Origin of the sequence: Ruegeria sp. EL01 (genome assembly GCF_900313035.1) — a bacterium.
In the GTDB taxonomy this organism is placed as follows: Bacteria; Pseudomonadota; Alphaproteobacteria; order Rhodobacterales; family Rhodobacteraceae; genus Ruegeria.
The window spans coordinates 112,188-138,568 of record NZ_OMPS01000041.1; the positions used below are offsets into that span (position 1 = coordinate 112,188).

The 26,381-nt window shown below is 58.2% G+C and carries 23 protein-coding genes; 6 read left to right on the top strand and 17 right to left on the bottom strand.

What is annotated here, in order from left to right:
- Nucleotides 1-42: 42 nt before the first annotated feature.
- Nucleotides 43-2,238, bottom strand: a complete 2,196-nt coding sequence (locus D9K61_RS16450; RefSeq protein WP_120634286.1) for a primosomal protein N' — start codon at nucleotides 2,236-2,238, stop codon at nucleotides 43-45.
- Nucleotides 2,239-2,328: 90 nt separating this feature from the next.
- Between D9K61_RS16450 and fsa the strand changes: the two genes are divergently transcribed.
- From fsa to D9K61_RS16470, 4 genes are all read left to right on the top strand, one after another.
- On the top strand, nucleotides 2,329-2,982 hold the full coding sequence (fsa, locus tag D9K61_RS16455; protein WP_120634506.1) for a fructose-6-phosphate aldolase: 654 nt from the start codon (nucleotides 2,329-2,331) through the stop codon (nucleotides 2,980-2,982).
- Between the two features lie 199 nt (nucleotides 2,983-3,181).
- A complete protein-coding gene (locus D9K61_RS16460) occupies nucleotides 3,182-3,889 on the top strand; it encodes a DUF484 family protein (protein WP_120634507.1) in 708 nt (235 codons plus the stop codon).
- On the top strand, nucleotides 3,886-4,806 hold the full coding sequence (locus D9K61_RS16465; protein ID WP_120634287.1) for a tyrosine recombinase XerC: 921 nt from the start codon (nucleotides 3,886-3,888) through the stop codon (nucleotides 4,804-4,806). The genes D9K61_RS16460 and D9K61_RS16465 overlap by 4 nt, the downstream gene beginning before the upstream one ends.
- An 87-nt stretch (nucleotides 4,807-4,893) precedes the next feature.
- A complete protein-coding gene (locus D9K61_RS16470; protein ID WP_120634288.1) occupies nucleotides 4,894-5,607 on the top strand; it encodes a phosphatidylcholine/phosphatidylserine synthase in 714 nt (237 codons plus the stop codon).
- 3 nt (nucleotides 5,608-5,610) lie between these two features.
- Here D9K61_RS16470 and D9K61_RS16475 read toward each other — a convergent pair whose 3' ends face one another.
- Nucleotides 5,611-6,078: a hypothetical protein gene (locus D9K61_RS16475; RefSeq protein ID WP_120634289.1), complete on the bottom strand. Its 468-nt coding sequence runs from the start codon at nucleotides 6,076-6,078 to the stop codon at nucleotides 5,611-5,613.
- Nucleotides 6,079-6,154: 76 nt separating this feature from the next.
- Nucleotides 6,155-6,610 (bottom strand): methylated-DNA--[protein]-cysteine S-methyltransferase, encoded by a 456-nt coding sequence (locus tag D9K61_RS16480; protein WP_120634290.1) that lies wholly within the window; start codon nucleotides 6,608-6,610, stop codon nucleotides 6,155-6,157.
- Nucleotides 6,611-6,752: 142 nt separating this feature from the next.
- Between D9K61_RS16480 and D9K61_RS16485 the strand changes: the two genes are divergently transcribed.
- On the top strand, nucleotides 6,753-8,705 hold the full coding sequence (locus tag D9K61_RS16485) for a hypothetical protein (protein WP_120634291.1): 1,953 nt from the start codon (nucleotides 6,753-6,755) through the stop codon (nucleotides 8,703-8,705).
- On the opposite strand, the gene D9K61_RS16490 is transcribed toward D9K61_RS16485, so the two are convergent.
- The 11 genes from D9K61_RS16490 to D9K61_RS16540 form a co-directional block, all read right to left on the bottom strand.
- A complete protein-coding gene (locus D9K61_RS16490; RefSeq protein WP_120634292.1) occupies nucleotides 8,702-10,210 on the bottom strand; it encodes a TIGR01777 family oxidoreductase in 1,509 nt (502 codons plus the stop codon). The two genes, D9K61_RS16485 and D9K61_RS16490, sit on opposite strands and share 4 nt — an antisense overlap.
- Before the next feature lie 9 nt (nucleotides 10,211-10,219).
- Nucleotides 10,220-10,861, bottom strand: a complete 642-nt coding sequence (locus tag D9K61_RS16495; RefSeq protein ID WP_120634293.1) for a DUF4166 domain-containing protein — start codon at nucleotides 10,859-10,861, stop codon at nucleotides 10,220-10,222.
- A 66-nt stretch (nucleotides 10,862-10,927) separates the two neighbouring features.
- The gene (locus D9K61_RS16500; protein ID WP_120634294.1) at nucleotides 10,928-11,488 is read right to left on the bottom strand and encodes a GbsR/MarR family transcriptional regulator; all 561 of its coding nucleotides are present in this window, start codon (nucleotides 11,486-11,488) and stop codon (nucleotides 10,928-10,930) included.
- Between the two features lie 154 nt (nucleotides 11,489-11,642).
- Nucleotides 11,643-14,603 carry an isoleucine--tRNA ligase gene (gene ileS, locus D9K61_RS16505; RefSeq protein ID WP_120634295.1) on the bottom strand — a complete coding sequence of 987 codons (2,961 nt, stop codon included), beginning with the start codon at nucleotides 14,601-14,603 and terminating at the stop codon, nucleotides 11,643-11,645.
- A gap of 163 nt (nucleotides 14,604-14,766) precedes the next feature.
- On the bottom strand, nucleotides 14,767-17,484 hold the full coding sequence (locus D9K61_RS16510; protein WP_120634508.1) for a DUF2339 domain-containing protein: 2,718 nt from the start codon (nucleotides 17,482-17,484) through the stop codon (nucleotides 14,767-14,769).
- Nucleotides 17,485-17,581: 97 nt separating this feature from the next.
- A complete protein-coding gene (locus D9K61_RS16515; RefSeq protein WP_120634296.1) occupies nucleotides 17,582-18,061 on the bottom strand; it encodes a DUF2269 domain-containing protein in 480 nt (159 codons plus the stop codon).
- Nucleotides 18,061-19,377, bottom strand: a complete 1,317-nt coding sequence (locus D9K61_RS16520; protein ID WP_120634297.1) for an SDR family oxidoreductase — start codon at nucleotides 19,375-19,377, stop codon at nucleotides 18,061-18,063. The genes D9K61_RS16515 and D9K61_RS16520 overlap by 1 nt, the downstream gene beginning before the upstream one ends.
- 76 nt (nucleotides 19,378-19,453) lie before the next feature.
- The gene (locus D9K61_RS16525) at nucleotides 19,454-20,164 is read right to left on the bottom strand and encodes a VIT1/CCC1 transporter family protein (protein ID WP_120634298.1); all 711 of its coding nucleotides are present in this window, start codon (nucleotides 20,162-20,164) and stop codon (nucleotides 19,454-19,456) included.
- Nucleotides 20,165-20,224: 60 nt separating this feature from the next.
- A complete protein-coding gene (locus D9K61_RS16530; protein ID WP_120634299.1) occupies nucleotides 20,225-21,214 on the bottom strand; it encodes a YcjF family protein in 990 nt (329 codons plus the stop codon).
- Nucleotides 21,207-21,662 carry a GNAT family N-acetyltransferase gene (locus tag D9K61_RS16535; RefSeq protein ID WP_120634300.1) on the bottom strand — a complete coding sequence of 152 codons (456 nt, stop codon included), beginning with the start codon at nucleotides 21,660-21,662 and terminating at the stop codon, nucleotides 21,207-21,209. The genes D9K61_RS16530 and D9K61_RS16535 overlap by 8 nt, the downstream gene beginning before the upstream one ends.
- A complete protein-coding gene (locus D9K61_RS16540) occupies nucleotides 21,659-23,074 on the bottom strand; it encodes a YcjX family protein (RefSeq protein ID WP_120634301.1) in 1,416 nt (471 codons plus the stop codon). The genes D9K61_RS16535 and D9K61_RS16540 overlap by 4 nt, the downstream gene beginning before the upstream one ends.
- A gap of 108 nt (nucleotides 23,075-23,182) precedes the next feature.
- Here D9K61_RS16540 and truA point away from each other — a divergent pair, with 108 nt between their 5' ends.
- Entirely contained in the window at nucleotides 23,183-23,950 is a 768-nt protein-coding gene (gene truA / locus D9K61_RS16545) for a tRNA pseudouridine(38-40) synthase TruA (protein WP_120634302.1), read from the top strand.
- 1 nt (nucleotide 23,951) lies between these two features.
- Here truA and D9K61_RS16550 read toward each other — a convergent pair whose 3' ends face one another.
- The 3 genes from D9K61_RS16550 to D9K61_RS16560 all read right to left on the bottom strand — a co-directional run bounded on the left by D9K61_RS16550 (nucleotide 23,952) and on the right by D9K61_RS16560 (nucleotide 26,373).
- Entirely contained in the window at nucleotides 23,952-24,866 is a 915-nt protein-coding gene (locus tag D9K61_RS16550) for a nickel/cobalt transporter (protein WP_120634303.1), read from the bottom strand.
- Nucleotides 24,851-25,498 carry a DUF1007 family protein gene (locus D9K61_RS16555; protein WP_120634509.1) on the bottom strand — a complete coding sequence of 216 codons (648 nt, stop codon included), beginning with the start codon at nucleotides 25,496-25,498 and terminating at the stop codon, nucleotides 24,851-24,853. Before D9K61_RS16555 ends, D9K61_RS16550 begins: the two co-directional genes overlap by 16 nt.
- A 74-nt stretch (nucleotides 25,499-25,572) precedes the next feature.
- A complete protein-coding gene (locus D9K61_RS16560; RefSeq protein WP_120634304.1) occupies nucleotides 25,573-26,373 on the bottom strand; it encodes a thioesterase family protein in 801 nt (266 codons plus the stop codon).
- Nucleotides 26,374-26,381: the final 8 nt, after the last annotated feature.

The window sequence follows — 26,381 nt, forward strand, 5'->3', positions numbered from 1 at the left end:
GGAAAGCTAAGTGTGCACAGCGACACTGCATTGGTGCAGAAGTCAGTAGAAATTCTGTGGATCAATGTCGACCGTCAACCGAATATCACCTTTCAGGCGCAACGGCGCGATCCACTTGGCAATCCCATCCTGTATAGGCGCTGCTTTCGGGGCTTTGACCAGCAGGCGCACGCGATGGCGCCCACGGATTCGGGCGATCGGGGCCGGTGCAGGACCAAAGACCTGCGCGCCAATCTCGCGCAGCGGTGCGTCGTTGCGCGCCATCGCGTTGCCGATATCAAATACTGGCCCAACCTCTGGCCCGGACAACACGATTCCAGCCATTCGCCCGTAAGGGGGCACGCCTGCCGCCTGACGGCCAGCAGCTTCGGCGGTCCAGAACCCTTCCTCATCGCCTGACAGGATTGCGCGGATCACGGGATGTTCGGGTTGGAACGTTTGCAACAGTGCCAGTCCTGGTTTGTCTGCCCGTCCAGCACGCCCGGACACTTGCCGCATCAATTGAAATGTCCGTTCTGCTGCGCGCAGATCCGCCCCATGCAGGCTGAGGTCCGCGTCAATCACACCAACAAGGGTCAGTTTCGGAAAGTTGTGACCCTTGGCCACCAACTGCGTACCGATGATGATATCTGCGTCGCCCTGGGCAATCTCTTCGATCTTGGCTTTCAGCGCCCGCGCCGATCCAAACAGATCTGAACTGAGCATTGCAATCTTGGCATCAGGAAACGTTGCCTCGGCTTCTTCGGCCAACCGCTCGATCCCCGGCCCGACCGGCGCCATCTTCCCTTCCACACCACAAGACGGGCAGGCCTCGGGCATTGGCTTGGTCTCGCCGCATTGATGGCACATCAGACGTTTCAGAAACCGATGCTCGACCATTCGGGCGTCGCAATGAACGCACGCGATCTGTTCGCCACAAGCCCGGCACAGGGTCACGGGGGCATAGCCGCGGCGGTTGATGAACAGCAAGGATTGTTCAGATTTTTCGATCCGTTGCAGCACTGCCTGTCGCAGAGAGGGTGAGATCCACGTCCCCGGCTGCATCTGTTCGGCGCGCATATCGATGGGCTTCATCTTTGGCAGAACCGCAGCGCCAAAGCGCGAGGTCAGATCCAGCCGATCATATTTGCCCGCCTCGGCATTGGCCCAGCTTTCCAAAGACGGCGTGGCGCTGGCGAGGATCACCCGCGCGCCACAGATGGCTGCGCGCAACACCGCCATGTCACGTGCGCTGTAATGCACGCCATCCTCTTGTTTGTAAGACGTATCGTGTTCCTCATCGACCACAACAAGCCCGAGGTTGCGAAACGGCAGGAACAGGGCTGACCGGGCGCCAATCACCATCTGTGCATCACCCTGCCCGACCATGCGCCAAACCCGTCGACGTTCGGTCATCGTCGCGCCAGAATGCCATTCCGCCGGCCGGGCGCCAAACCGGGCTTCGACACGGGTCAGGAATTCGGCGGTCAGGGCAATCTCGGGCAATAGAACCAGCGCCTGTCGCCCCATCCGCAACGTCTCAGCCACGGCTTCCAGATAGACCTCGGTCTTGCCCGAGCCCGTGACACCTTTCAATAACGTGGTGCCATAGTCTCCGGTGCGCAACCCGGTCTGCAGGGTCGCCACTGCGCGCGCCTGATCTTCCGACAACTCCTTGCCCGGCAATTCCGGCTCGAGATGCGGATAGGGCAGATCCCGTGGGCTGTCTTCTTCCCGCACCGCCCCCAGCTTGACCAGCCCTTTGACGACCGAAGACGTCACACCTGCCTGCTCTGCCATCTCCTTAAGGGTAAACGCCAGCCCACCATAGTCGCGCAACACCTCCAATACACGGGTTCGCGCGTCGGTCATCCGGTCGGGTTCGCCATCCCCCAACCGGTAAACCTTGCGCATCGATGGCGGATCCCCCAGCCCCGGCGCGCGGGTCGCCAGACGCAGCATGGCGGGCATTGGCGTCAGAGTGTAATCGGCCACTTTGCCCAGAAACACACGCATCTCTTCGCGCATGGGTGCAACCTCCAACACCCGGATCACAGATCGGGCCTTAGCAAGGTCAAAGCCCCCTTGCCCCGCGCCCCAGACCACACCCAACACCTTGCGCGGTCCCAGAGGAACCTCGACAAACGCCCCCAGAAAACACCCGCCCTCGGGCGCTTTGTAATCCAACGTCCGGTCCAGTGGCTGCGTCGTCAGAACCGCCACCAGCTCACCTTGGTCGAAATATTCCTGAGTGCTCAAAGCACGCGTATCCTCGGCAGGGGTTTCAGCATGGGTCTCTTTGAGGTAAAGGCATCCGCGACCAAGGCCAACCCATCAAAGGACTGCCAGATGAAATTCTTCGTAGACACAGCCGAGATCGACGCCATCGCCGAACTGAACGATCTGGGCATGGTGGATGGTGTGACCACCAACCCGTCGCTTATACTGAAATCAGGCCGCGACATTCTGGAAGTGACCAAGGAAATCTGCGATCTGGTCGATGGCCCAGTCTCGGCCGAGGTTGTCGCAACTGAGGCAGACGACATGATCGCCGAAGGCCGCAAGCTGGCCAAGATCGCACCGAATATCGCCGTGAAAGTCCCACTGACTTGGGCTGGTCTAAAAACTTGCAAAGCACTGACTGACGAAGGTCAGATGGTGAACGTGACCCTCTGTTTTTCAGCTAATCAGGCGCTGCTGGCGGCCAAAGCCGGCGCAACCTTCATCTCGCCCTTCATCGGGCGTTTGGACGATATCAACGTTGATGGTATGGATCTGATCGCTGACATCCGCCAGATCTATGACAATTTCGGGTTCGAAACCGAAATCCTCGCCGCATCGATCCGCACCGTGAACCATGTGACCGACAGCGCACGCATCGGCGCCGACGTGATTACCGCGCCGCCCGCCGTGATCAAAAAGCTGGCCGATCATCCGCTGACCGACAAAGGGCTGGAAACCTTTTTGGCAGACTGGGCCAAGACCGGTCAGAAAATCCTCTGATCCAATGCGCTGATGCGCGGCGCCGTCAGGCGCCGCGCCCGGCCAAACTGTCACGTTCTGATCTGTGATCAGGACGTACCAGGCGGGAGCTTCCCGAAAAATCACAGTGCGCGACGAATTCCGTCGTCGCGCGCTTTTTTACAAAGCAATTCTGTCAGCCCATGTTATAAGCCGCCCAACAAAAAAAGACGGACAGGACATGAGCAGCAATCCCAAACTCGAGGATAACCTCCGCGCGGCGATTTTGGCTGAGCCAGATGTGGTGTTGGATGACAAGGATCTGATGCAGGCTCTGGTCGCCGCGAACGAACGCGCACGCGGGGACAATGTTATCGATCTGCGAGGGATTGCCATGCAACGGCTCGAAACGCGGCTGGACCGTCTAGAGGACACGCACCGTTCGGTCATCGCTGCCGCTTATGAAAACCTGGCAGGCACCAACCAGATACACCGCGCGATCCTGCGCCTGCTTGAACCGGTGGAGTTCGAGGATTTCCTGCACGCCCTGGGCAATGATGTAGCCGAGGTTCTACGGGTGGACCACATTACTGTGGTGCTCGAAACAACCGTCGTACAAAACGATCCGGCCATCGACAGGTTGGGCGGCGTTCTGACTGTGACCGAGCCTGGCTTTGTCGACAAATACCTCAGCTTTGATCGCGGCGGACCGGCCCGCGACGTCATCATGCGGGAAATTCACCAAGCCAACCCACGGGTTTACGGCACGCAATCCGGGCAGCTGCAGTCCGAAGCCTGCCTGAAACTGAACCTTGGCGAAGGCCGCTTGCCCGGCATGATGGCAATGGGGGCAAAAGACCCGCGTCATTTCTCGCCGCAGCTGGGCACCGACCTTCTGACCTTTTTTGCTGGCGTATTCGAGCGCTCGATGCGCCACTGGTTGTCGTGAGCCTGATCTCTCCAGCCTGTCGCGATGCGCTGCAGCATTGGCTTGACAGCCTGGGGGCATTGGCTGGACGATCGGAAAGCACGCAGACCGCATATCGCGGTGATGTCACCGACTTTCTGTCCTTCATGACCCTACATCATAGCGCGCGCCAGGGATTGGCGGCGTTGGAGCGTATCACGATCTCGGACATGCGCGCCTGGATGGCGGATCAGCGTGGATCCGGCGTCGGCGCTCGGTCGCTGGCGCGCAAACTCTCGGCCGTTAAAAGCTTTTACCGCTGGTTGGCAGAGCGTGAGGGGTTTGAACCGACCGCAGTTTTGTCGACCCGCGCACCAAGGTTTACCAAGAAACTGCCGCGTCCTTTGGCCGAAGAAGCAGCACGCGCCATGATCGATACAGTCGAATTGCAATCGACATCAGATTGGGTGGCCGCCCGGGACGCCGCCGTTGTGACCCTGCTGTATGGCTGCGGATTGCGCATTTCCGAGGCGCTGTCGCTGACAGGTGCCGATGTACCTGTGCCGGCAACGCTGCGCATTGTCGGTAAAGGCGATAAAGAGCGGATCGTTCCGGTCATTCCCACCGCCCGCGACGCCGTGGATCGCTACGTCCAACTGTGCCCACACCCGCAATCGCCCAAAGTGGCCTTGTTTCGCGGCGTTCGCGGTGGGCCATTAAACCCCCGTGCCATTCAAGGTGTGATGGCGAAGGCACGGATGCAACTTGGTCTGCCTTCGACTGCGACACCTCATGCCATGCGGCACAGCTTTGCCACGCACCTCTTGGCCGCCGGAGGCGATCTGCGCGCTATTCAAGAATTGCTGGGGCATGCCTCTTTGTCCACGACACAGACGTACACCGCCGTCGACACGGCGCGCTTGATGGAAGTCTACAACCGTGCCCATCCGAAGGCGTGAAGCAGCTAACTGACCGGGGTATCTACAAATGAGTTTTCACGCCTTTTTTGCTTTGCATCTCTGGCGCGCTTCGTACATGACGTCCTGATGACACTGAGATTCAAAGCGCTGTCCGTCCATCTTTTCACTGCCACAGGTGCCGTTTTTGCGATGTTGGCCATGCTGGCTGCCGTCGAGGAAAAATGGAGCCTGATGTATCTGTGGCTGGTGGTGTCCTTCATTGTGGACGGCATCGATGGCCCGCTGGCGCGTCACTATCATGTCAAGAAGAACGCACCCGAGTTTGATGGCGTTCTCCTCGACCTGATCATCGACTACCTGACATATGTGTTTATTCCGGCCTTCGCCCTGTTCAAATCCGGGCTTATGGATGGTTGGACTGGTTGGTTCGCAATTATCGTGATCACCTTTGCAAGCGCGATGTATTTTGCTGACACCCGCATGAAAACCAAGGACAATTCCTTTTCCGGTTTTCCGGGCTGTTGGAACATGTTCGTCATCGTGATTTTCGCGCTAGAGCCGAATTTCTGGATCATCCTCGTTCTGGTCACCCTGCTGTCAGTTTCAATGTTCCTGCCGCTCAAATTCGTCCACCCGGTGCGCACCGAGCGTTGGCGCAACCTGACCTTGCCCATGGCATTTGCCTGGACATTTTTTGCAGGGTGGGCTGCATGGGTCGATTTTCACCCTGAAAGCTGGGCGCATTGGGGATTGGTTGTCACCAGCCTGTACTTGGTTTTTGCGGGTATCGCGCAGATGATAATCCCGCCACGCAACGCCCACATGCCAAGTGACCTTTAGGGGCTACAGGATCTCCTGCACCTCGAATTCAACTCCGTTATGGGTAAAGACGTCGCCTTGCTGCAGACCGATCATCGCCAGATAGATCGGGCTTTGGGTTGAAATCCCCATATAGGTTCTACCGTCTACATCGAAACGGGTGGTTGAGACGCACACAACAAACCGCCGGTTGTTGAACTTGATGACCGCCCCCGGCTGCACAGTATCCGCAAGACTGAAATCAGTGTTCTCGATCACGTCAATCTTGGCGTGATGCGCATGAACCGGGGCGTCGAACGCCGCCGCCAGATCTGCATTTTCGCGCGACGCGACTATGTCGTCTTTGTCATGAACTTCCCGATCATCCAACTGAGCATCCTTCAGATAGGCATCGTAATGTGCCTGCGCCGTCGCCAGCTCCTGTGCTTCCAGTGACATCAGCCGGTCGATAATGGCCTTCTTGCGGGCTGCGCGGTCTGTTTCGGTCGTCATGCACTCTGGTCCTTCAAATTCGGCTTCTGATATAAGTTGTGTCCGAGGTCGGGCGATTACAACTGATTTCCAAAGATCAGATCAACAGACCAGCGGCACGTTCGTGGCGCAAGAGGGCCACTTTGGTTTCAATACCGCCATCGCCGGAAAAACCACCAAGGCTATTGGCTGCAAGCACACGGTGGCAGGGAATAATGACGGGAATGGGATTTGCGCCGCAGGCCTGACCGACCGGTTGCGCGGGCTGACCAAGCTCTTTGGCGATGTCGCCATAGGTGCGTGTCTCACCCAACGGGATGGCAAACATGAGATCGCAAACCTGCCGCTGAAACTCGGAACCGGCAACATGGTAAGGCAGGTCGAAACGTTCCAGTTCGCCCTCATCATAGGCTTTCAGCTGCCTTGCCGCTTCCTGCAACAAGGGTGTGGGCTCTCCATCCGTGCGGCCATTCCAGACAAGGCGCGTAATGGCACCGTCGGTGTCTTCCACGCCAAGCCGCCCAAACCGGGTTTCTACTTCGACCATTGCCATGTCCGCAGGCTTTCAGATCGACCGGCCCAGTGCAAGCGGGGAAACGTCAGCCGCTGTTTGTCGGCTTTTTTTGAGGTCCTTTGGGAATTCGCCCTACTCGTGTTAAGCTGTTCATATTGGTTAAAGAATTTAGGAGGGGCAAATGGGTCGACATCTGGTCCTGACGGTTCACGGAATCGGCGAACAGAAACCTGGTGAAACCGTGGATCAGGTGGTGGGTGCCGCCACAACCTGGCTTGACGGCAAAGCCAGGCCACCAATCACGGTCGAGCGCGAAATGATTGAGCTGGCCGAGCGCACATTCGACGGATCCACCCGCAATGCCAAACTGTTCAAGGTCCACCTTCGGAAAGTATCGGAACCCAGCAACACCGAAGATGAAGCCTTGTTTGCAGAAGTCTTCTGGGCAGATCGCTCTCCGGCGCCCAAAGGGGCGATAAAAACCGTACTCGACCTTATCTGGGTGGTTCTGGCCCTTGGATACCTGGCCATGGACAATGTCGAACAAACCCATAGCCGCTCAGACATTGATCCGTCCAAGGCGAAAGGGCGCGACACCCACGCCGCCAGGGTGGTCCATCTTTTCACCTGGATTTTCTTTGGCGCAGTCGCAACATTGAATGCTTACCTGCTGATCGGAGCCGGTGCGGTTTTGGTTGACCTCATCCCCGAAACATATGTGGACAGGACGAACGCTCTGTTCGTGTTGCTGCTACTGCTCTACGGCGCCGGAACCGGGATCGGCCTGCGCAGATCGAACTCTGCACCAACCTACCTCAGGCGGGTATTTTGGCGCGGTATGGCAGTGGTCGGCGGCTTGTTATTGGCCGCCCTTCTGACTGGACCGTTGGGGGCCGGGTTTTGGGGCCTCAACACAGGATCGGCGTTAGAGCAATTTGCAAGCCTTCAGGTTATTGCCCTGGCAGGATGCTGGGCCACCTTGATTGTGTTGACGGCTGTTATGTACCTGACATCGATGGAAAAGACAGAAATCGCTGACCAGCTTACCTTTGAACACCGCCGGATATATCCCAGCACCTGCGCGGCCATGCTGGTCTTTTGGATGTTCTTCATTTCCGGGCTTTGGCTGACATTTGACGAAGTCGTCAAAACAGTTCCCGGACTGTCGAACAGTCAGCTGAATTCATTGTTCGACACTCATCTTCGGGACGCCATCGAAACCCTGAGCGTTGCATTCGCTGCCATTGTTGTCCTCGCGCTGGTTGCTGGGGTCATTTATGCTGGTCGCCACATCGGCAAAAACAATCTGCACCACAAGCCCGAGGTTCTGAGCCGCGCAATCGTGAACAGATCTGCCCAATGGGTGTTCCTTTTGGCCACGGCCACTTTGTCGATTGTAACTTACAGAGGGCTTAGCATTTTCATTCGAGACGACGACCCTCTTTGCTCGGCCGCGTCTGGCACGGCAGAAACTGTTGAATGCAATATCCTGGGTAACACCCTGAACGATCTGATGGGTCTTCAGGGCATGATTGGTATAGCGGTGCTTGGGACAACCGCCCTGCTGTATCGGTATTCAAGTTTTGTCGCGGCTGGTTTGGGGGTGGCCCGAGATATCGTAACTTACGCCATTCGCGACAAGTGCTTGCTGAGTGGTGATCTGCAATCAAGGCACAGTAACTACCCCGATCGCACGGCCATCGACGAACGGTTCTATCGCGCGTTGTTCTATGCGCTGGATGTCTTTCCTGCGGACCATATTACGGTCGTTTCGCATTCGCAGGGAACCGTGATTGCCACCCAGATGTTATCGGACAAACGGGTGCAACGACGCATCGACGGCCGGCCGGTTACATTGATCACGATGGGGTCTCCGGTCACCCATATCTATCAACGCTATTTCCCCGAGATGTTCACGGTTGACCCGGAAAAGCTGCGCGCCGCCTGGTTCAATATCTTTCGACAGGATGATTTCGTCGGAACCCGGATTGAGGGCGGCCTGATTGACGACGCAAGGAACTTCCCGGTTCAACCCGGTGGTCATACCGGGTATTTTACCGATTATCAGGTCTGGAAAGTTCTGTCGGGGGACGACATCGGCTTCGAACTGTTTCATCCCAAATCCCACGGCTAGTTTTGCTCCGGTAGAAAACGTGCCCTGATCTGCGCCAGAATGCTTGCGCGTCGGGCTGGCTTGGCACCTGTTATCTCACGCAGCGCCAAATGCAGGTCTGGGTGACTGAAGATAAAACCCTTTTTCTGCAGCACGACTGGCAAGACCCGTTGACCGCCTAACATGGTTTCTCGCCCCATCTCACCCAATAGGGCCGTCAGTACGCCCGCGGGAAACCGAAGGATCGCCGGGCGGCGCAAGGCTGCCGCCAAAGCCTGCGTGAATTCGGTGTTTCGAATGGGATGCGGAGCGGTCGCATTAACCGCGCCTTCTAGGTCTTTTTGCGATAGCGTAAAGCCGATGGCGCGCACCATGTCGTCAAGTTCAATCCACGACATCCATTGCTGACCGGTGCCCAGAACCCCTCCTCCGCCGAATTCAAAGGGGGTCAGTAACCTTGATAACATCCCACCTTCGACCCCCAAAACTAGGCCGATACGCAAGATAACCACCCGCACGCCCAGCATTTTGATTTCATTGGCCGATCTTTCCCAAGCATCACATACATCGTGCACAAAAGCGGGTGCCGGGCCTGACGCCTCCGTCAGCTCCTCATCACCGCACAAACCGTACCACCCAACTGCCGAGCCATTGATCAGGCAATCTGGTTTGTGTTCCAAACGCTGGAGCAGTGCTTCCAGCGCTTCGGTTGTCTCTACACGGGATTGAATTATCTTCGCTCGCTTTTTCTGCGTCCAAATCCAGTTTGCAACGGGTTCGCCAGCCAGATTGACGATAGCATCGAAGCGATCACCACTGTGAACCCTATCAAGGCTCGTGATGACACGAACTGGATGGGCCAGATCATCCGCTTTGCGCAGATCACGGGTCACCACAGTTACGAAATGTCCACCTGCAACCAGTGCGCTCACCAGCCGTTGCCCGATAAAACCTGTGCCGCCCGTGATCAGGATGCTTTGGCGCGGCGCAAGATCGGCGACCAATTCAGCGGGTTCCGTGCGCTTCAAACGGTCACTTCTGGCCGAGGCCAAAAGATCACGCGCGCTGAACAGACCCACCCCGAGGGCCGAGGCGGTGGCCATAACGCTCCACCAGCCATACGTCACTGGAACCAGTGCCGTGGGAAGGAACGACCACGCCCAGAGGTACGGGGCAGCCAAGGCCAGAATTGCTCCGTAGTTCAACGCAAGAAGGGTGTGATTGACGCGCTCGCTGCCCGGTAGCTTTCGGGTCATGTCTTCTTCTACAAAATCCCAAAGGGTTATCACCACCTCAGCGATCAAGATCACCGCAAGACCGACTGTGAAAGCACCGTGTGGTTCGAACCAGGCAATACAAAAGAAGATCACGGCGTAAAAGAAATTGCGCACGCCATGCAGGCGCAGTTCGGTTTTTTGCGACGCGCGCCACGCCAGGCGTTCTGTGCCTTCGTGATGAGCAAGCGTATCAAATGCCCCCATAAGCACCTGAACCGCGATCAACATCCAAAGGATTGGGTTATCCATGAGAACCTCCTATGTGTCGTGAAACAGCGCATCCTGCTGGATCAATTCGCCGAACAGGTCGCTGCTTAGATTCAATGAGAAGAGAAACTGCGCATTTCCGAGGTCTTGATGCGCAATGGTCAAGGACCCTGGTTGCAGCCAAGACGGAAGTCTGAATGTCACGCTTCCGAGTTTCAGAAAGTAATGATCGCTTTCAAAATAGATGCCCTTGTGATCCGTGCGGACACGCAAAGCGATGCCAATCCCGCGGCCGATGTATTCTTCAACGCCGGTCGGCCCGGAAAATCGCTTTGAGCTGTGTATCACCTGAGGAAATCCGGTTGCGCGCCCGTACTGTCTGATCCAGAATTGACCGCTGCAGGCGCAATCCTCGGTCACTGCGACCACGGCGGGTTGATCGACGCAGGAGCTGTCATACGGCAGCGGCCCTCCAACCAACCGGGCCAGTTGGGCGAGAAGACGACCAACCAGAGACATGCGCATGGCCGTCACCCTCCCCTGATAGACCACGCTTGCTCCTCCGGTCAGGCGATGTCCAAAGCGTTCACGCACCGTTTTGGGCAAAGCCTTCCAGGCGTGTGTCCCGACGAGATGACGGAAGCGTTTGTCTTTGATGATCTTTAAGTCGGTGGGTACATGACTTGGTTTCATTTGCCATCTCCTGCTGCACTATCAGTAATTTCTGTATTTAGAGAAATTGTTGCTCAAAAAAATTCCCTACTGGTTCTTTTTGCTGCCTACCTGAAGAAGTGAGAGTATTTTGTCGCCCATTTTCATCAACATCGACAGCTTTGCCTTAGGGACCCGCAGCATTTGCGCCGACCAATGGTCCGCCGTATTCAGAAAATCCTGCATGCTCCGCATCCGCTCCAGGACAAGCGGGTGCAAGTTGGACTCATCTGCCGCCTGATTGACGCAGACATCGATGGCCCGCATCGCCGGATCAATTTCACGCTCTTTGCGTCCCTTGGCGATCAGCAAAGCCATTTCCCAAACGTCAGTTTCGGCTTCAAAGTGCTCTCTGCGATCGCCCGCAACCGGCACGCGATGGATCAGCCGCCAGCCGACAAGCTCTTTCAGCGAGTTCGAGACGTTCGAACGCGCGATCCCCAACTCATCAGAAATCTGCTCGGCATTAAGTGGCGTTTCACTAAGATACAAAAGTGCATGGACCTGCGCCACGGAACGGTTCACGCCCCACTGGCTGCCCATGTCACCCCAGTAGAGGATAAACTTGGATTTGGCAGATCCGCTGGATAATTCGCTAATTTCTGTCATAACAGAAATACTAGATATCTATTATCCGGAGTCAAGATCGCCTGGCCCGGCTGCGCGCAAATGTCCGAATGAGAGGGCGCAAACAAAAAAACTTGCCGAAGATCTCGGCAAGCTTCTGTTTTAGTGCGTTACACACAAGTGAGGATGAAAAAGCTCAACTCAATGCTTCGTCGCAACGCCCGCAGACACCGTCATGGGCGTGACGGCCCACATCGGGCAGAATTTTCCAGCAGCGCTGGCACTTTGCGCCTTCGGCTTTTTCGAACACAACACCCACGCCTTCAATTTCGGGTATCCGGAACGCTTCGGCGGGGGCCGGATCACCCGTCACGGTCAAACCGGATGTGATGCACATGTCATCAACATCAAAGGTGGCCAACAGCGCGCGCGTTTCCTCTTCATCGACGTGCACGATCGGTGCCGCCTCAAGGCTAGACCCAATGATTTTGTCCTGACGCTGAACTTCCAAAGCAGCAGTTACAGCGCGGCGAACACGACGGATCTTGGCCACGCCAACCTCAAGCTCGGCATTGCGCCAATCAGCTGGCGTATCGGGGAAGTCCACCAGATGGACCGAGCTGTCGTCACCCGGGAACCGCTCCAGCCAGACCTCTTCCATGGTGAAGACCAGAACCGGCGCCAGCCACGTGGTCAGGCGGTGGAACAAGATGTCCAGTACGGTACGTGCAGCGCGGCGGCGCAGATTGTCGCCGTCACAGTAAAGCGCATCCTTGCGGACGTCGAAATAGAACGACGACAGATCGACCGTGGCAAAGGTAAACACCGCGCTGAACACGCCCTGGAAATCAAAGGAGGCATAGCCATTGCGCACCTGTTCATCCAGATCAGCCAAACGGCTGAGCACCCAGCGCTCCAGACGCGGCATGTCCTCGGGCGCGACGCGATCCGCTTCGGTGAAATCGGCAAGCGAGCCCAGCATGAAACGCATCGTGTTGCGCAGGCGGCGATAACTATCAGCAGTGCCTTTCAGGATTTCCGGCCCGATCCGCTGGTCGGCAGTATAGTCGGTCTGTGCCACCCACAGGCGTAGAATATCGGCGCCATATTGCTCGATCACCTTTTCCGGCACGATGGTGTTGCCCAGCGACTTGGACATCTTGTTGCCCTTGGCATCCAGCGTGAACCCGTGGGTCACAACGTTGCGATACGGCGCGCGGCCCTTGGTGCCGCAGGCCTGCAGCATGGATGAATGGAACCAACCACGGTGCTGGTCGGTGCCTTCCATGTAGACATCGGCGATGCCGTCCTCGGTCCCGTCTTCCCGGTCGCGCAGAACAAAGGCATGGGTAGAGCCAGAATCGAACCACACATCCAGGACGTCGAATACCTGATCGTAGTCGTCCGGGCTGGCGATGCCGTCGAGCACCTGCGCCTTGAAACCGTCGGTGTACCAGATATCCGCGCCGTCCTTCTCGAACGCGGCCTTGATGCGGGCGTTAAGCTCTTCGTTGCGCAGCAGGTAATCCGCATCGGTGGGCAGAGCGCCCTTCTTGGTGAAGCAGGTCAGCGGCACGCCCCAGGCGCGCTGGCGCGACAGTACCCAATCCGGGCGCGCTTCGATCATGGAATACAAGCGATTGCGGCCAGTCTGCGGGGTCCATTTCACCAACTCGTCAATCGAGCGCAGCGCGCGTTCGCGGATGGTGTCGCCCATCCCGCCCATGCCATCGTCCAGCTTGCGGTCGACCGATGCAAACCACTGCGGCGTGTTGCGATAGATGATCGGCGCTTTCGATCGCCACGAATGCGGATAACTGTGTTTGATCTTGCCCCGCGCCAGCAACCCTCCGACCTCGACCAGCTTGTCGATCACGGTCTTGTTGGCATCACCCTCTCCGCCCTTACGGGACAGGATGTATGTGCCGCCAAAGAATGGCAGATCGGTGCGGAAGGAACCATCATCCATCACGTTATAGGTGATGACCTGTTCGAGCATTCCCAGATCGCGGTAGAGTTCGAATTCCTCCATCCCGTGCGAGGGCGCACAGTGCACGAAACCAGTGCCTTCGGTGTCGGTCACAAACTCAGCCGCACGGAAATCGCGGGTGTCGTCCCATTCGCCGTTGCCACCTTCGGCACCAGCCAGCGGGTGACTCAAGCTGACGTTCGCCAACTCATCTGCGGTAACGCCACGGACACGGGTCCACTGATCGTCGTTCAGGCGCGCGCGACCCAGCACGTCAGCAGCCAGATTGTCAGCAAGCAGAAATCTGTCGCCTGCATTTGCCCAGCACTCGTCCGGCGTGTCAGTGACTTCGTACAGGCCGTACGAGATATCCTTGCCATAAACCACTGCCTTGTTGGATGGCATGGTCCAGGGCGTCGTGGTCCAGATCACAACGTAAGACCCGTCAAGATCGCTCAGCGGCAGCACCTGCCCCACCTCGCCAGTGACCGTCGGCGTGGTTTCGTTCAGCAGCACCTTAAACTTCACCCAGATGGTGAAGCTTTCCTTGTCGTGATACTCAACCTCGGCCTCGGCCAAAGCCGTCTTTTCGATGGGCGACCACATCACAGGTTTCGAGCCCTGATAGAGCGTGCCATTCATCAGGAACTTCATGAACTCATCGGCGATCACGGCCTCGGCGTGATAATCCATGGTGATGTAGGGATCGGGCCAGTTGCCGGTGATGCCCAAGCGCTTGAACTCTTCGCGCTGGATGTCGATCCAACCCTCGGCGAACTTGCGGCATTCCTGACGGAAGTCGACGATGCTCACCTCGTCCTTGTTCTTGCCCTTCTTGCGGTACTGCTCTTCGATCTTCCATTCGATTGGAAGACCGTGGCAGTCCCAGCCAGGTACGTAGCGCGCATTGTAACCCATCATCTGGTGGCTGCGCACGATCATGTCTTTGATGGTCTTGTTCAGCGCGTGACCGATATGCAGGTGGCCATTGGCGTAGGGCGGTCCGTCATGCAGCGTGAAAGGCTGCCGCCCCTCTTTTTCGCGCAGGCGGTCATAGACGCCGATAGTCTCCCACCGCTCCAGCCAGTTGGGTTCGCGCTTGGGCAAGCCAGCGCGCATCGGAAAGTCGGTTTTGGGAAGGTTCAGCGTGTCTTTGTAGTCAGATGTTTGGGTCGTGTCGGCGCACATTGGGGGCGTCCTCAGGGTGATCTTGTCATATGTGAATCGAAGCGGTCAGTGCGAATTCTCAAGCACCTTTGCCCGGCGTCTCGCGTGATCAGAGCGCCGGGGATATAATTCGAATAATGATGGCCAACCGGTCATACATGCGGGGCTTATAAGACGCCTATCCCTAATGGTCCAGTGGTTCCGACTCCTGCGATGCATAGCGCAACGTGGCCCAGCGATTGAGCCACGCAAGACCCGCCAAGGCGAGGCCCAGCGCCAGCAACGAGAACACACGGATCAAACCGCCCAGCCCCGCGATATCAATCAGGAACACTTTGGCCACAGCCAGCCCGATCACTGCCAGACCTGCCTTGCGCATCAGATCGGACTGGCGGGCGAGCGACTGGTAGAACAACACTGCCCCGATGATCAAAAGCGTCATTGTGTATGTATAAAGCTCCGGCTGGGTGACGCCGTTACCTTCATACATTCCAGCGGCACCCTGCCAAAAATGACGAATTGTCAGCCCCAACCAGACTGCACTCAACGCGCCGGCAGCGACATATGAGACCTGTTTCAACCGCAGAGGAATCGCGGGAATGCGCCAGGCTGACAGTCCAATGGCAAGGGCTGGCAGCAGGTAGGCCACGGCAAGCGTGTTCAAAACAGGAGGACCCAAAACGGGGTCGGCATAACGATCAAGCAGCGGGTTCAGTTCCGTCAGCGCGAACCCCAAACGTATCAGCCCATGGCCCGCGAAGAACACCGCAAGAAGATATCGCAAGGGCTGCAGCTTACCGCCCAGTTTGAACCTTTGCACCTGAGCATAAGCCAATAACAGCCAGATGACGGACAGCAATCCTGCGCCCCAATGGCTGTTCTCGGCGCCAACTTCGCCGATCCCTTCCAGCCAGCGCAACAGCAGCAGCGTAAGTAAAATGCCCCCGGTTGCCCAGGTCGCGCTTTCAAGCATCAGGGTGGCGACAGGGCGGTCCAATGGCTTCAGCAACAGCCAGGCCACAAAGAAACCAACAGTAGCCGACCCGTACACCACAGCCATTTCTCCGACCGGCGCGTAAGAGGCCCAATCGAGACCCGGATCCAATATCAGCCGTACGGTAACGGTGAACACCCCGGCCCAGATAAACCAGCTCATCGGTGGCAGAGTGAATTTCCGATCCAAAGCAGCCGCAACAATGATCGTTATCACCAACGCGATTGTCAGCGCGGCTGAGCTGAGCACAATCACGCAGGCAAACGCCAAACAAGACAGCGCGGACAGCGTGGCCAAGGCTGGGCGCATCCGGTTTTCACCGTCCACGCGGGCGAAACGTTCAGCCATCCCGACCATCAGGGCGCCCAAGACAATGGCATGCAGCGCCCAGTTATACGCTCCGATCACCTCTGCCGGGCGCCAGCCGATTTCCAGCGCAATCGCCATCACCGGGGCAAACAGCGCCGCCGTTGCAGCCCAAGCGATTTTGGTTCGATCAGCGCCAAAAGAACGCCACGCTGCCAGAACCGAGATCAACGCCCCCAATGCGACAAGCAGGGTGATGACCATGGGATAATCGGCTTCGGCAGTCTCGGCGTAGGTTTTGTCAAAGGCGCGCACGGCCGACCCGTTATCCAGACCATGACGCAGGACAAACCAGACAAGCCCCAGCGCAGGTAACATCGTCAGGTCCTGAAGGGCACGCGCGTCCCGAGCCCACAACATCAAAGCCAACGTCAGACCAGCCAGCAAGCAAACCCCCAGCCAGAATTCACCAGCCGAGTCGGGCCAGTGGAGTGACAGGGCAACAGAGCTCGCCGTTACGGCTGCAAACGCAAGGCGGGTCGGAAACTCTGGCCATGGCTCCCCTTTTCGACGCCAGACCATTTCGACAATCATTGGGCCTGCGTGATCCGGCCAAATCCGTCGAACCGGGATCGCAATGGCAATCAAGGCCAGCGCCACTACAGAGGTCAGATATCCCGGTTCCGTCAGAGGTGAGGACAGAACCACCAACAGGCATGCCGAATACGCCCCGAACAGCGTCAGCACCGAAACCCAGGCCCAGCGTCTTACCGTATCGACCCCCAGCCCAAGAACGGCGATGACAAAGAAGTAACCGTATAACCATGTCGGATCCTCTGATGCCCCTCCGACCAGAAAAGGGGCTGCAAAAGCACCGATCAGACCAACTGCGGCCAGAAGAGGGCCATGAAACCAGCCCAGGACGAGGCCAACCAGAGCAATCAAAACAAGCGCGATCAACGCGGTTTCGGGACCGATAAGATCATAGAGTTGCCGCGCCGCCAGAATGCCGCCGAACAAGGTTACGAGGCCGGCGCCAGAGAAGACCGAGGGCAAATAGGCCGTTGCCGAGTCTTCTCCGTCCCCGAATTTGCGACGCACAAACTCTCCGGCACCGATCAGGGCAACGCCAAACGCCAAGGCCGCAGCGACACGCGCGGCCGGTGGCAGCAACCCGTTTTCGACCCCGTATTGCACCAGAAAGATACCGGCCAACGCCAATGACAACGCAGAAACCGCGTAAAACCAGTTCTCCCGCAGCCACGCGCCCAGCGCTGCAATCCGTTCTTGTCGAAACACAACAGCCGCGGACGGTTCCTTAGGTTCTGCCACCGTCACGTCCGCAGGGCTTTCGGTGGATTCTGCTTTGGGCGGAGACCATGGCCCAGCCTTGCGGTCTTCGGATACAGTCGGCGTTTGCGAAGGCTGTACTTCAGGGATCGGCTTTTGCTCTGCCTCGGTGGTTTCTGTTGGCAGATTGGCAATCTGCGCCTCTAACGTTTCCACCCGACGCCGCAAGCGGGTCTGCCCGACCAGTAACACAATAATGGTCACCGGAATGGCCAGTACAATCAGACCGACAAGAACAAGCAATGATTCCAAGTGACCCTCCATTCGGCAACTGGTCACACGCTACTGTGATCAAAAGACAGGCAACAGTCAGGAAACCCGTAGTCCTTCGGACTGTTGCACGATCACGCTAGAAAACGGCGATCGCCGGTCGGGCCAACATCAGCCACAAGATAGCCAGCACCGCCAAAAAGGCCGGAACTCCGCAGGCAAACCAGAACTGGAACAACCGGTCATACTCTTTGGGCATCCCAGTGTCTTGTTCGACCGCGACCTGCGCATATTTTCGTAGCCTGATTTGCACCCACACCACCGGCAACCAGAAAAGGCCGGTCAATACGTACAGCACCAAAGACAGCGCGATCCAACCCTCGTCTAGTGACCATCCCAAGTTCCAGGCGAGAAGAACGCCGGTGATAGGCTGCAGGATGACAGCCGTTGTCGTAAAGGCCAAGTCCGCCAGTACAACGATGCCAGCGGTATGGGCAATGATGCGCGGATCACGAGTGCGGTGCGCCATCAGCATGAAGAATGCGATGCCTGCACCGGTGCCCAGCAGCACGCATGCACCAATGACATGCAGCCAACGCAGGATCAGGTCCGGATCCATCAGCGGCTCTCCAGCATGGGCATTGCAACAAGGGACAGCATCATCGCAGGCAGGGTTTTCACAAGCGGCCCCAACGGATCAAGCCATAAGCCAGGCACCGTGCCCGAGGCTGCCAGCAAGTAGATCGCTGCCACTGCGAATTGGGCCAGACAGGCCCGCCTCGCCCAAGGCCGCCACAAGATGCCGAGCCCAAGGGCAATATCGACCAGTGACCAGAACACAACGCTGAAAGCCGCCAATGACTGGGACCAGCCTGCGCTTGTCAAAACCTCTGCTGCCTGACCCAGGCGCAACAGACCAAAGACCCCGGACAAGATCCAGAAAACGCTCAGCACACTCACCACCAAAGGCATCATTAACGTCATCCGTGCGGTCAAACGGTGTTCACGGGCGCTGGGAAATGATGCGTAGATATCGCCCAACGAGGCGACCGGGTGATCGGTTACCGCCTTGTAGGCCAACGGGTCTCCGATCACGCCCTTTGTCATGATGGTCATCGCAGTGCTCCGCAATGGAGAGCGCCAGCCCAATCGGCCCAGAGCATCTGCGATCGCCGCAACGGCCCCAGTCAGGATCCGTGGGATCGTCACACAGAAGCGCGCACGCCGGAACCCCAGCCAAGCGCGTGTGGTCGCGACAACCTCGGACAAGGTGTGCGGCTCGTCCTCCACAAGATCGTAGGTACCCTGAGGCAATTGACATGCGACGGCGCGCAGCACGGCATCGCACAGGTCTGGCATTCCGATGCACTGCACCGAAGTATCGGGGTAAGCCAATGGCTGGACAAATGGTACAGCCGCCAACATCCGCAACAAAGCGGTTCCCCCATAGTCCGATTGACCGACAACAAGCCCCGGCTTCAGCACCCAAAGCGCAACACCTGTGGAGCGCAGGGCTGCGTCCCCTGCGGTTTTGGTGCGCATGAAATGCGTATCCGCATCTTCCTCGGCACCGATGGCCGATATCTGGACAATCGCGATGTCATCACGCGCGCAAACCTGACCCAAAGCAGCAATTGCCGTGTGATGTGCGGCCGTCAGATCATCTGCACCACCATCCTGCAACGCCCCCGCGCAGTTGATCACAACATCCACACCTGACAGGATACTCCGCCAGTCGTCAGGCTGCACCAAATCGCGCAGATCCCCTTGTTTCAATGCAATCCCCGGCAAAACCTTGGCGCCCGTCGGCAGGCTGCGCACCAAACCGCGAACGACAGCGCCCTGGGCCTGCAATGCGCGCGCAACGGCGGTGCCAATGAACCCGTAAGCGCCCAGAACAAGAACGTTTCTTCCGTTTAGATCCTGTAGCGACATCACCAATCAAACCTGTTTATTGTCACAGTATCCGATTGGCTCTCAGGCGCCAGCCGAGACTGGCACCTGCACCAAATTACGGATGGAACTGGGATCCAACCAGATACGCGATCAACGCCGCCAGACCACCGATCAGCAACGTCTCGATCCCTGATCGCCACCACGGTGCGAGCGACCATCGGCTTTTGAGGGCGCCAATGGCAAAAAAGACACCCAGCGTCATCCATGCGGAAATGGCGAAGGCCCGATCAATAGCCAACAAGAAAGGCAGAAGGGGGATCAGACCGGCCAAAAGGAACGAACCAAAGGTCGCCAGCGCGGCCTTGATCGGATGCGGGTCGACGCTGCCCAACCCATATTCCCCTTCGATCATAAGGTTGATCCAATTCTCGGGATTGGCCGTAATCGCCGCCGTGGCATCGTCCAATACAACATCCGACAATCCCTTTTGCGCGAGGATTTCGCGCACTTCGTTTCGTTCATCGTCAGGATAGAGGTTGATGTGCCGCTCTTCGATCGCTCGGATACGGCGGATGTTGTCCTGTTCGGCCTTGGTGCCAGAGTAATTCCCGGCAGCCATGGAAAACCCGTCAGCCAGCACATTTGCCAGGCCCAAAGCAACGATGATGAAGGGAGACAGGCCCGCCCCGGCAACGCCGGCCACGATTGCGAATGTGGTCACGGATCCGTCTATTCCTCCATAGACCACATCTCGCAACACGCCGCGCCCCTCGGGGGCGTTGATCCGCGCCTTGATTTCCTGCTGGCTGTGACCGTGTTCCGTCATGGCTCGCTCCTCTGTCACACCAAGTGTGCGGCGAAGCGGCTGCGGCGGCTTTGCGTTGGATCAACCTTTTGAGAACAAGCCCTGCAAGGCGCGTTTGACCATCCCGCGTGTCGATGGCTTGTGCCGGTCCGAGAAGGGCAGAGGTCGGCAGACCTCCATCGCGGCGACACCGACACGGGCGCTGAGGGCCCCGTTTACCAAGCCTTCTCCGAACCGACGTGACAGTTTGCTCAGGACAGATCCGCCGAGCACAGGTTCCAGCAGATCGTCCCCAACGGCCACAGCTCCGGTGGCTACCAGATGTACAAAGACCGCCCGCGTCAGTCGCCAGCTGCCTAGAAACCCAGCTCGTCCACCGTAGATTTCGGCAACCCGCCGGATCATACGCAGGGACGCCGCCAGGGCAGTGACAACGTCTGCCAGGGCCAAAGGAACAAGGGCTGTCACGGTTGCGACCTGACGTGCTGCGGCCTCAACCTCGCGACTGGCGGCCGCGTCCAATGGTGCAAGCAACTCATCTTCGGCAAGGCTTAGCAGGCCAGACGCATCGAACTGCTCAGGCATCCGCTCGATCAGGCGGTCGCGGCCCCAACGTGTTTCCTCACGGCCCTTGTAGAACGCAATTAGGCGGGTCGTTACCGCGCGGGCCTGTGCCAAGTCGGCCTCGGCAAGGGCGGCATCAGCAGCGCGGCGCATTCCGTCCACCCGGGATAGGCGGCCAATCGCCGCCAATTCACGGATCGCAATGATCAGCGCGACCAGCAGCAGCGCAGAAATCAACCCCGTCACGAGCCACCCCAGAACAGGTGCCCGTGCGACCAACGACGTCGCGAAATCCCACGCGGCGACTGATGCGGCAGCGCCGATGACGGCCAGAGCCAATCCCCAGAACCACTTTGCAAGGGCCGAAGGTTTGCGGGTGGCCAAACGCACAGCGCTCTGCATCGCGTGCCCCTGAGGTTGCGTAATATCTGGAACCGGTGGCGCCTGCGAGACATCCGTAGCGGGTTCGTCGGCTTCCAGATCGATCAAAACCGGGCCCTTAGCCATTATTCAACCCCTTGCTGTTCCATACGTATTTGATGTCGGGCAGATTTTCGTCATTGTTGGCCCCGTCGCCGCGCGCGACCTCCTCAAATCCGTGGCGCTGGTAAAACCTGCATGCGGCTTCATTGGCTTGAAACGCAAACAGGCTAAGCTGCGCATGCTGGGATTTGGCATGGTCCAGCAATTGCCGCCCGGTTCCCCGCCCGCGCGCGGATTCAGCCAGATAGAGCGAATGGATTTCCGCGCCGTTGAGTGCCAAAAACCCAACCACGCCCGCATCCGTTTCGGCCACCGTGACCCAATTCAAGTCGATCATTCTGCCACAGAAAGCGATGGTCTCGGCGCAGCTATGCAGCTCGGGCATCCAGTCGTTTTCCTTGGCGAACCCATGCAGGATCGTGCCAGTGGTCCCAGCATCCGTGCTGCGGGCGGGTCGGAGAATCACAGTCACAACCGATCTCCGATCAAGAACTGAGCCGCGCGGTCCAACCGGATATGCGGCGGGCCATCGCCGGGGCGCAGAGTCAAATTGGCTGGCGCAAAAGCCATGAATCGATAGTCGTCATCCAGCCAGATGGATGCTCCATTTCTGGCCGGGCTAAGAAGATGCGACGGATCATCCGGCAACTCACCGGGGTAAAACGCAGCTGGTTTTCCGCTGTCGAGAAGCGTGCCCCGAACGCAAGGCAACTCGGATCCATTGTGGCTGCGCATCTCTTCAGTCGTGGCGCGCAGTGACGCCAGTGACAAAGCCGCGGTTTCAGCCCCCGCAAAACTCGCGCGGTCGCGCGCATCTCGGGTCAACGCTTCCATAATCGCGGTTAATCGGGGGTGTTGCAGGTGATGTAGATGATCAGCTTTGGTGGCGGCGAACAGGATGCGCTCGACCCGTTTGCCCAGCAATAGTTGGCTAAGCCACGCGTTTCGCCCCGGACGAAAGGCCGACAGGATATCGGCCATGGCCCGGCGCATATCTTCGACCGCTTGTGGCCCTTTGTGAATCGCGCCCAGCGCGTCCACCAGTACGACCTGCCGGTCGATCCGGGCGAAATGATCCCGAAAGAATGGTTTCACGACCCGAGACTTATACGCCTCATACCGCCGCTCCATCTCGCGCTGCAACGTCCTGCGGCGCGATGGACCTGAGATCGGCAATGGCGCAAAGGTCAAAACCGGGGACCCGGCCAAATCGCCAGGCAGCAGGAAACGCCCCGGCGTGCAATCATAAAACCCGGCCTCGCGGGCGGTGTTCAAATAGGCGGTGAACGCGGCCGCCAGTGCTTGTGCTGCAGGCTCATCATGTGCGCCCGAAGGATCGACAGAGTGAACCGTTGGCAGGAATTCGACCGCTTCAGCCCGGGTTTCAATGCGCGCCAGTGTTTCTTGCGACCACTCTTCGTACGACTTGTCCAGCAAGGCCAGATCGAGCAACCACTCACCCGGGTAATCGACAATATCCAGATGCACGGTGCGCGGCCCCTGCAACCCGGCCAACAATCCCGCAGGTCGCGCCTTAAACGACAGACGCAGTTCAGACACGGCGCGCGTACTGTCAGGCCAATGCGCTTCGGGACCGGTCAGGGCTGACAAATGGGATTCGTAGTCAAACCGAGGCACTGTATCGTCCGGCTGCGGTTGCAAATACGCGGCGTTGATCCGTCCCTCTTGCTGCGCAACAAGGCTGGTCATCCGGCCCCGGTCCAACAGGTTGGCGACCAGAGAAGTGATAAAAACCGTCTTGCCCGACCGCGCCAACCCGGTGACGCCTAAGCGAATGACAGGCTCAAAGAATGTCTCGGACACACGATCACCCACGGATTCCACCCCGCGTACAAGACTGTCTGCCAATGATGAGATGACCAAGCCGCCGCCCCGCAAATTTTGTTTTACCTAAGATAGGTAGCGCCCGCAGGACATGCCAGAGTTTTTGCCCCCCTTGCCCGTTTGCGCGCCGCGCTGTACCAGCGGCCCATGCCCAGATATGCGCTGAAAATCGAATACCAAGGGGAACCGTTTGTCGGATGGCAACGGCAAAAGGAACTGCCGTCGGTGCAAGGCGCGATTGAGCAGGCCCTTTCCCGTATCCAACCCGGAGAACACACCATCGCCGCCGCCGGGCGCACAGATGCGGGCGTTCACGCGCTGGGGCAAGTCGCGCATTGTGATCTGATCAAGGAGTGGGACCCGTTCCGCCTGTCCGAGGCGCTGAATTACCATCTCAAACCTCAGCCGGTCGCCATTGTGAAGGCCGCGCGGGTCGACGACGACTGGCATGCCCGGTTTTCGGCATTGGAACGGCAATATCTGTTTCGCATCCTGATGCGCCGCGCACCGGTGACCCATGACGAAGGCCAGGTCTGGCAGATCAATCATCGGCTGGATGTCAATGCGATGCAGGCTGGCGCCGATATGTTGATCGGACGGCATGATTTCACCACCTTCCGCTCAACTATTTGTCAGGCGGCAAGCCCGGTCAAAACGCTGGACGCGTTGCGGGTTGAACAGGTTCAGGGGTTTTCAGGGCCCGAGGTTCATTTCCACGTACGCGCCCGGTCCTTCCTGCACAATCAGGTCCGCAGTTTTGTAGGAACGTTAGAGCGGGTTGGCGCCGGTGCATGGTCCCCGGATGATGTGCGCGATGCTTTAGAAGCCGCTGATCGTGCGGCCTGTGGTCCGGTTTGCCCACCGCAAGGCTTGTATCTGGCGCAAGTTGGATACCCGGCCCCGATCTTTGACTGAATCAAAGCGCGCGCAGCAACAAACCTCCGGCGATAACAACAATCAGTAAACCGGCGACCAATTCGATTGTCGGGGCCAGAACCGAGGCAAACCGCGTGGCCGACGCAGACGCCAACAGCCCGCCGCGCAAACCAAAAGACGTCCAGCCTACCAATGTGGTAACGGTTGCCGTGCCCAGCGCCATGGCAAAGGTCCCCGCTATGCCAACCATCGCAATACCCATCTGCCAGGTGAGGATCAAAACAAATAGTGCTCCGGTACAGGGGCGGGCGGCAATGCCAGCAATCAGGGCTATGGCTTCGCGCAGGCTTCCAACATTCGCAACATCCTCGGCGCTTGGCCCGTGGCGGTGACCACAATCTGAACAGACGTCATCATGGTGGTGATGATGATCGTGATGTGCATGGGATGCGTCGGTGCGATGCCGCCTTACAAAACTGCGCACGGCCCGAAACACCAGCCAAAGACCAATCAACGCAATCGCCCCATAGCTGACCGGAGCCATAACCTTTTCCGTAGCACCGACCATGCTTTCGCGGGACATCTGGAACACAAGGACGCCCGCGTAGACCAACACGATGGCTGTCACCGCCTGCCCCAGGCTGGACAAAACACTGATTGCGGATAAGCGCCAGAATGCAACCCGGCGGCCAAGCCCGTATCCTCCGATCAGGACCTTTCCGTGCCCGGGGCCTATGGCGTGAAAAAAGCCGTAAGCAAAACAAACCGTCAGCAAGGTTGCGACTGCCTCGGGCTGTTCGGCGCGCGCGGCCCGTAGTGACCGGGCGATCTGGTTTTGAAACTCTCGCTGTTCACCGGCAGCCCAGGCCGCCAACTGATCAAACCCGCCGCTGCCCCAGAACCAAAGCAACAGGGCACAGGCAATTGCGACCGGTACAATCAGGTATCTGGACATGAAAGGCGTATCTCGGTCGCAAAATCTTCCCCGACCAGGGGGATATCGTTTTCTTCAAGATCGTAATCGGCATCCAATGTCAGCAGAAAGGCCTGCATCTGCGCCAATTGCCCATCAATATCAGGATCCAACCGGTCCAGCTGGCAAGAGCTGGGTCCGGAAACCGTAACGGGACGGGTCACTTCATAGGCGGTGTAGTAGGTCTCATCAAAAGCCTTGGCCGCCAGCGCGTTCGCGGGAACGGAACCGCCTTCGACCGCCCGCAAATGAGTGGTTACGATGCGCCCATCCTCGGTGGTTGCGTGTGGTTCCAGCGGGCCGGACAACAAAACCGGTGCACCGCCAGCCGTCACGACAAGATCACCGTTGTACCCTTCGATCCATTCGGCGTCGAAGCCGGTCAGAAACCGCTCCTCGGCATCGGTTAGAATGCCATCGAAATCCTGATCCAGCTTCATATCTTCCAGAGTCAAAAGCGAAAACAGTTCGTCATACGCCCAGGACACGCGGATATGTGTTAGCTGGCCGGCATCGTCCACAATGAACTCCAGCCCGGTGTCAATGAAGACATGCGGGTGCGCCAAGACCGGGATCGGCAGGCAGCAGGTTAAAAGGGCGGTCAGCCAGCGCATGGCCGCAAGATAGGTTTTCGGTCTGCCAACGGCAATGCGTTTCGCGATCAAATTGCAGAAACCAGCCGACCGCTTCAGGCTGGCGGGAACAACACCAGTGTCTGCAACGCGGTCCCGACAGGTCCTTGTGTGTCATAGAGGACGGATTGCGACATACCGATGCCCGATGATTGCCAATGCGAAACAGAGTCAGAGGCCAACCAGTCGGAAACCGGCTCGCGATGAATGTGCAGCGTCAGATCGGTGTTCATAAATCCCATCTCGGTCGGCGGCACATTCCACGAGATTCCATTGCCACAATCGGCCAGCGGGCAGATCGATTGAATCGGCGACTGGATTTCGCCATCCAAAAGCGGTGGCGCGCGCATCCATATGGTCTTGGGACCGGGTCCCTGATTGCCACCTTTTGGATAAACGACGTCAACGAAATGGGCAAAACCGGGTAAGTCGTGCCGCATCTGACCGATTGGAAAAGGACCATCCACGGTATCACTGATGCTGAGTTTTTCGCTTGCAGCACTTGGAACGCTACTCAAGTCTTTGCGCACCAGATGCATAGTCGTCGCAGTGCAGCACAACGTGTCGTCCAAATCATGAACGGTCACACGGGTTGTCGCCAAGGTTTTGGTATGACGCGTGGTTTCTGCAGCAACCCGAAGGCCCGCCAATGGCAGCGGTCGCAACAAATCGACCGTCAGGCGGGTCAGCATCTTCTCGGGCCCGACCTCAGTTTCAGCGGCGCGTGCGATCAGGCCGGTCACCGGCCCCGCGTGGCAATGATCGGCGGACCAAGGCCCGCGCACGGGATCATTGCCAATGAAAGCCCCATCAGGGCTAAGTCGAAAGTAGGACTGCATCCGCTGGTCAGTTGGCATTCTCGGTA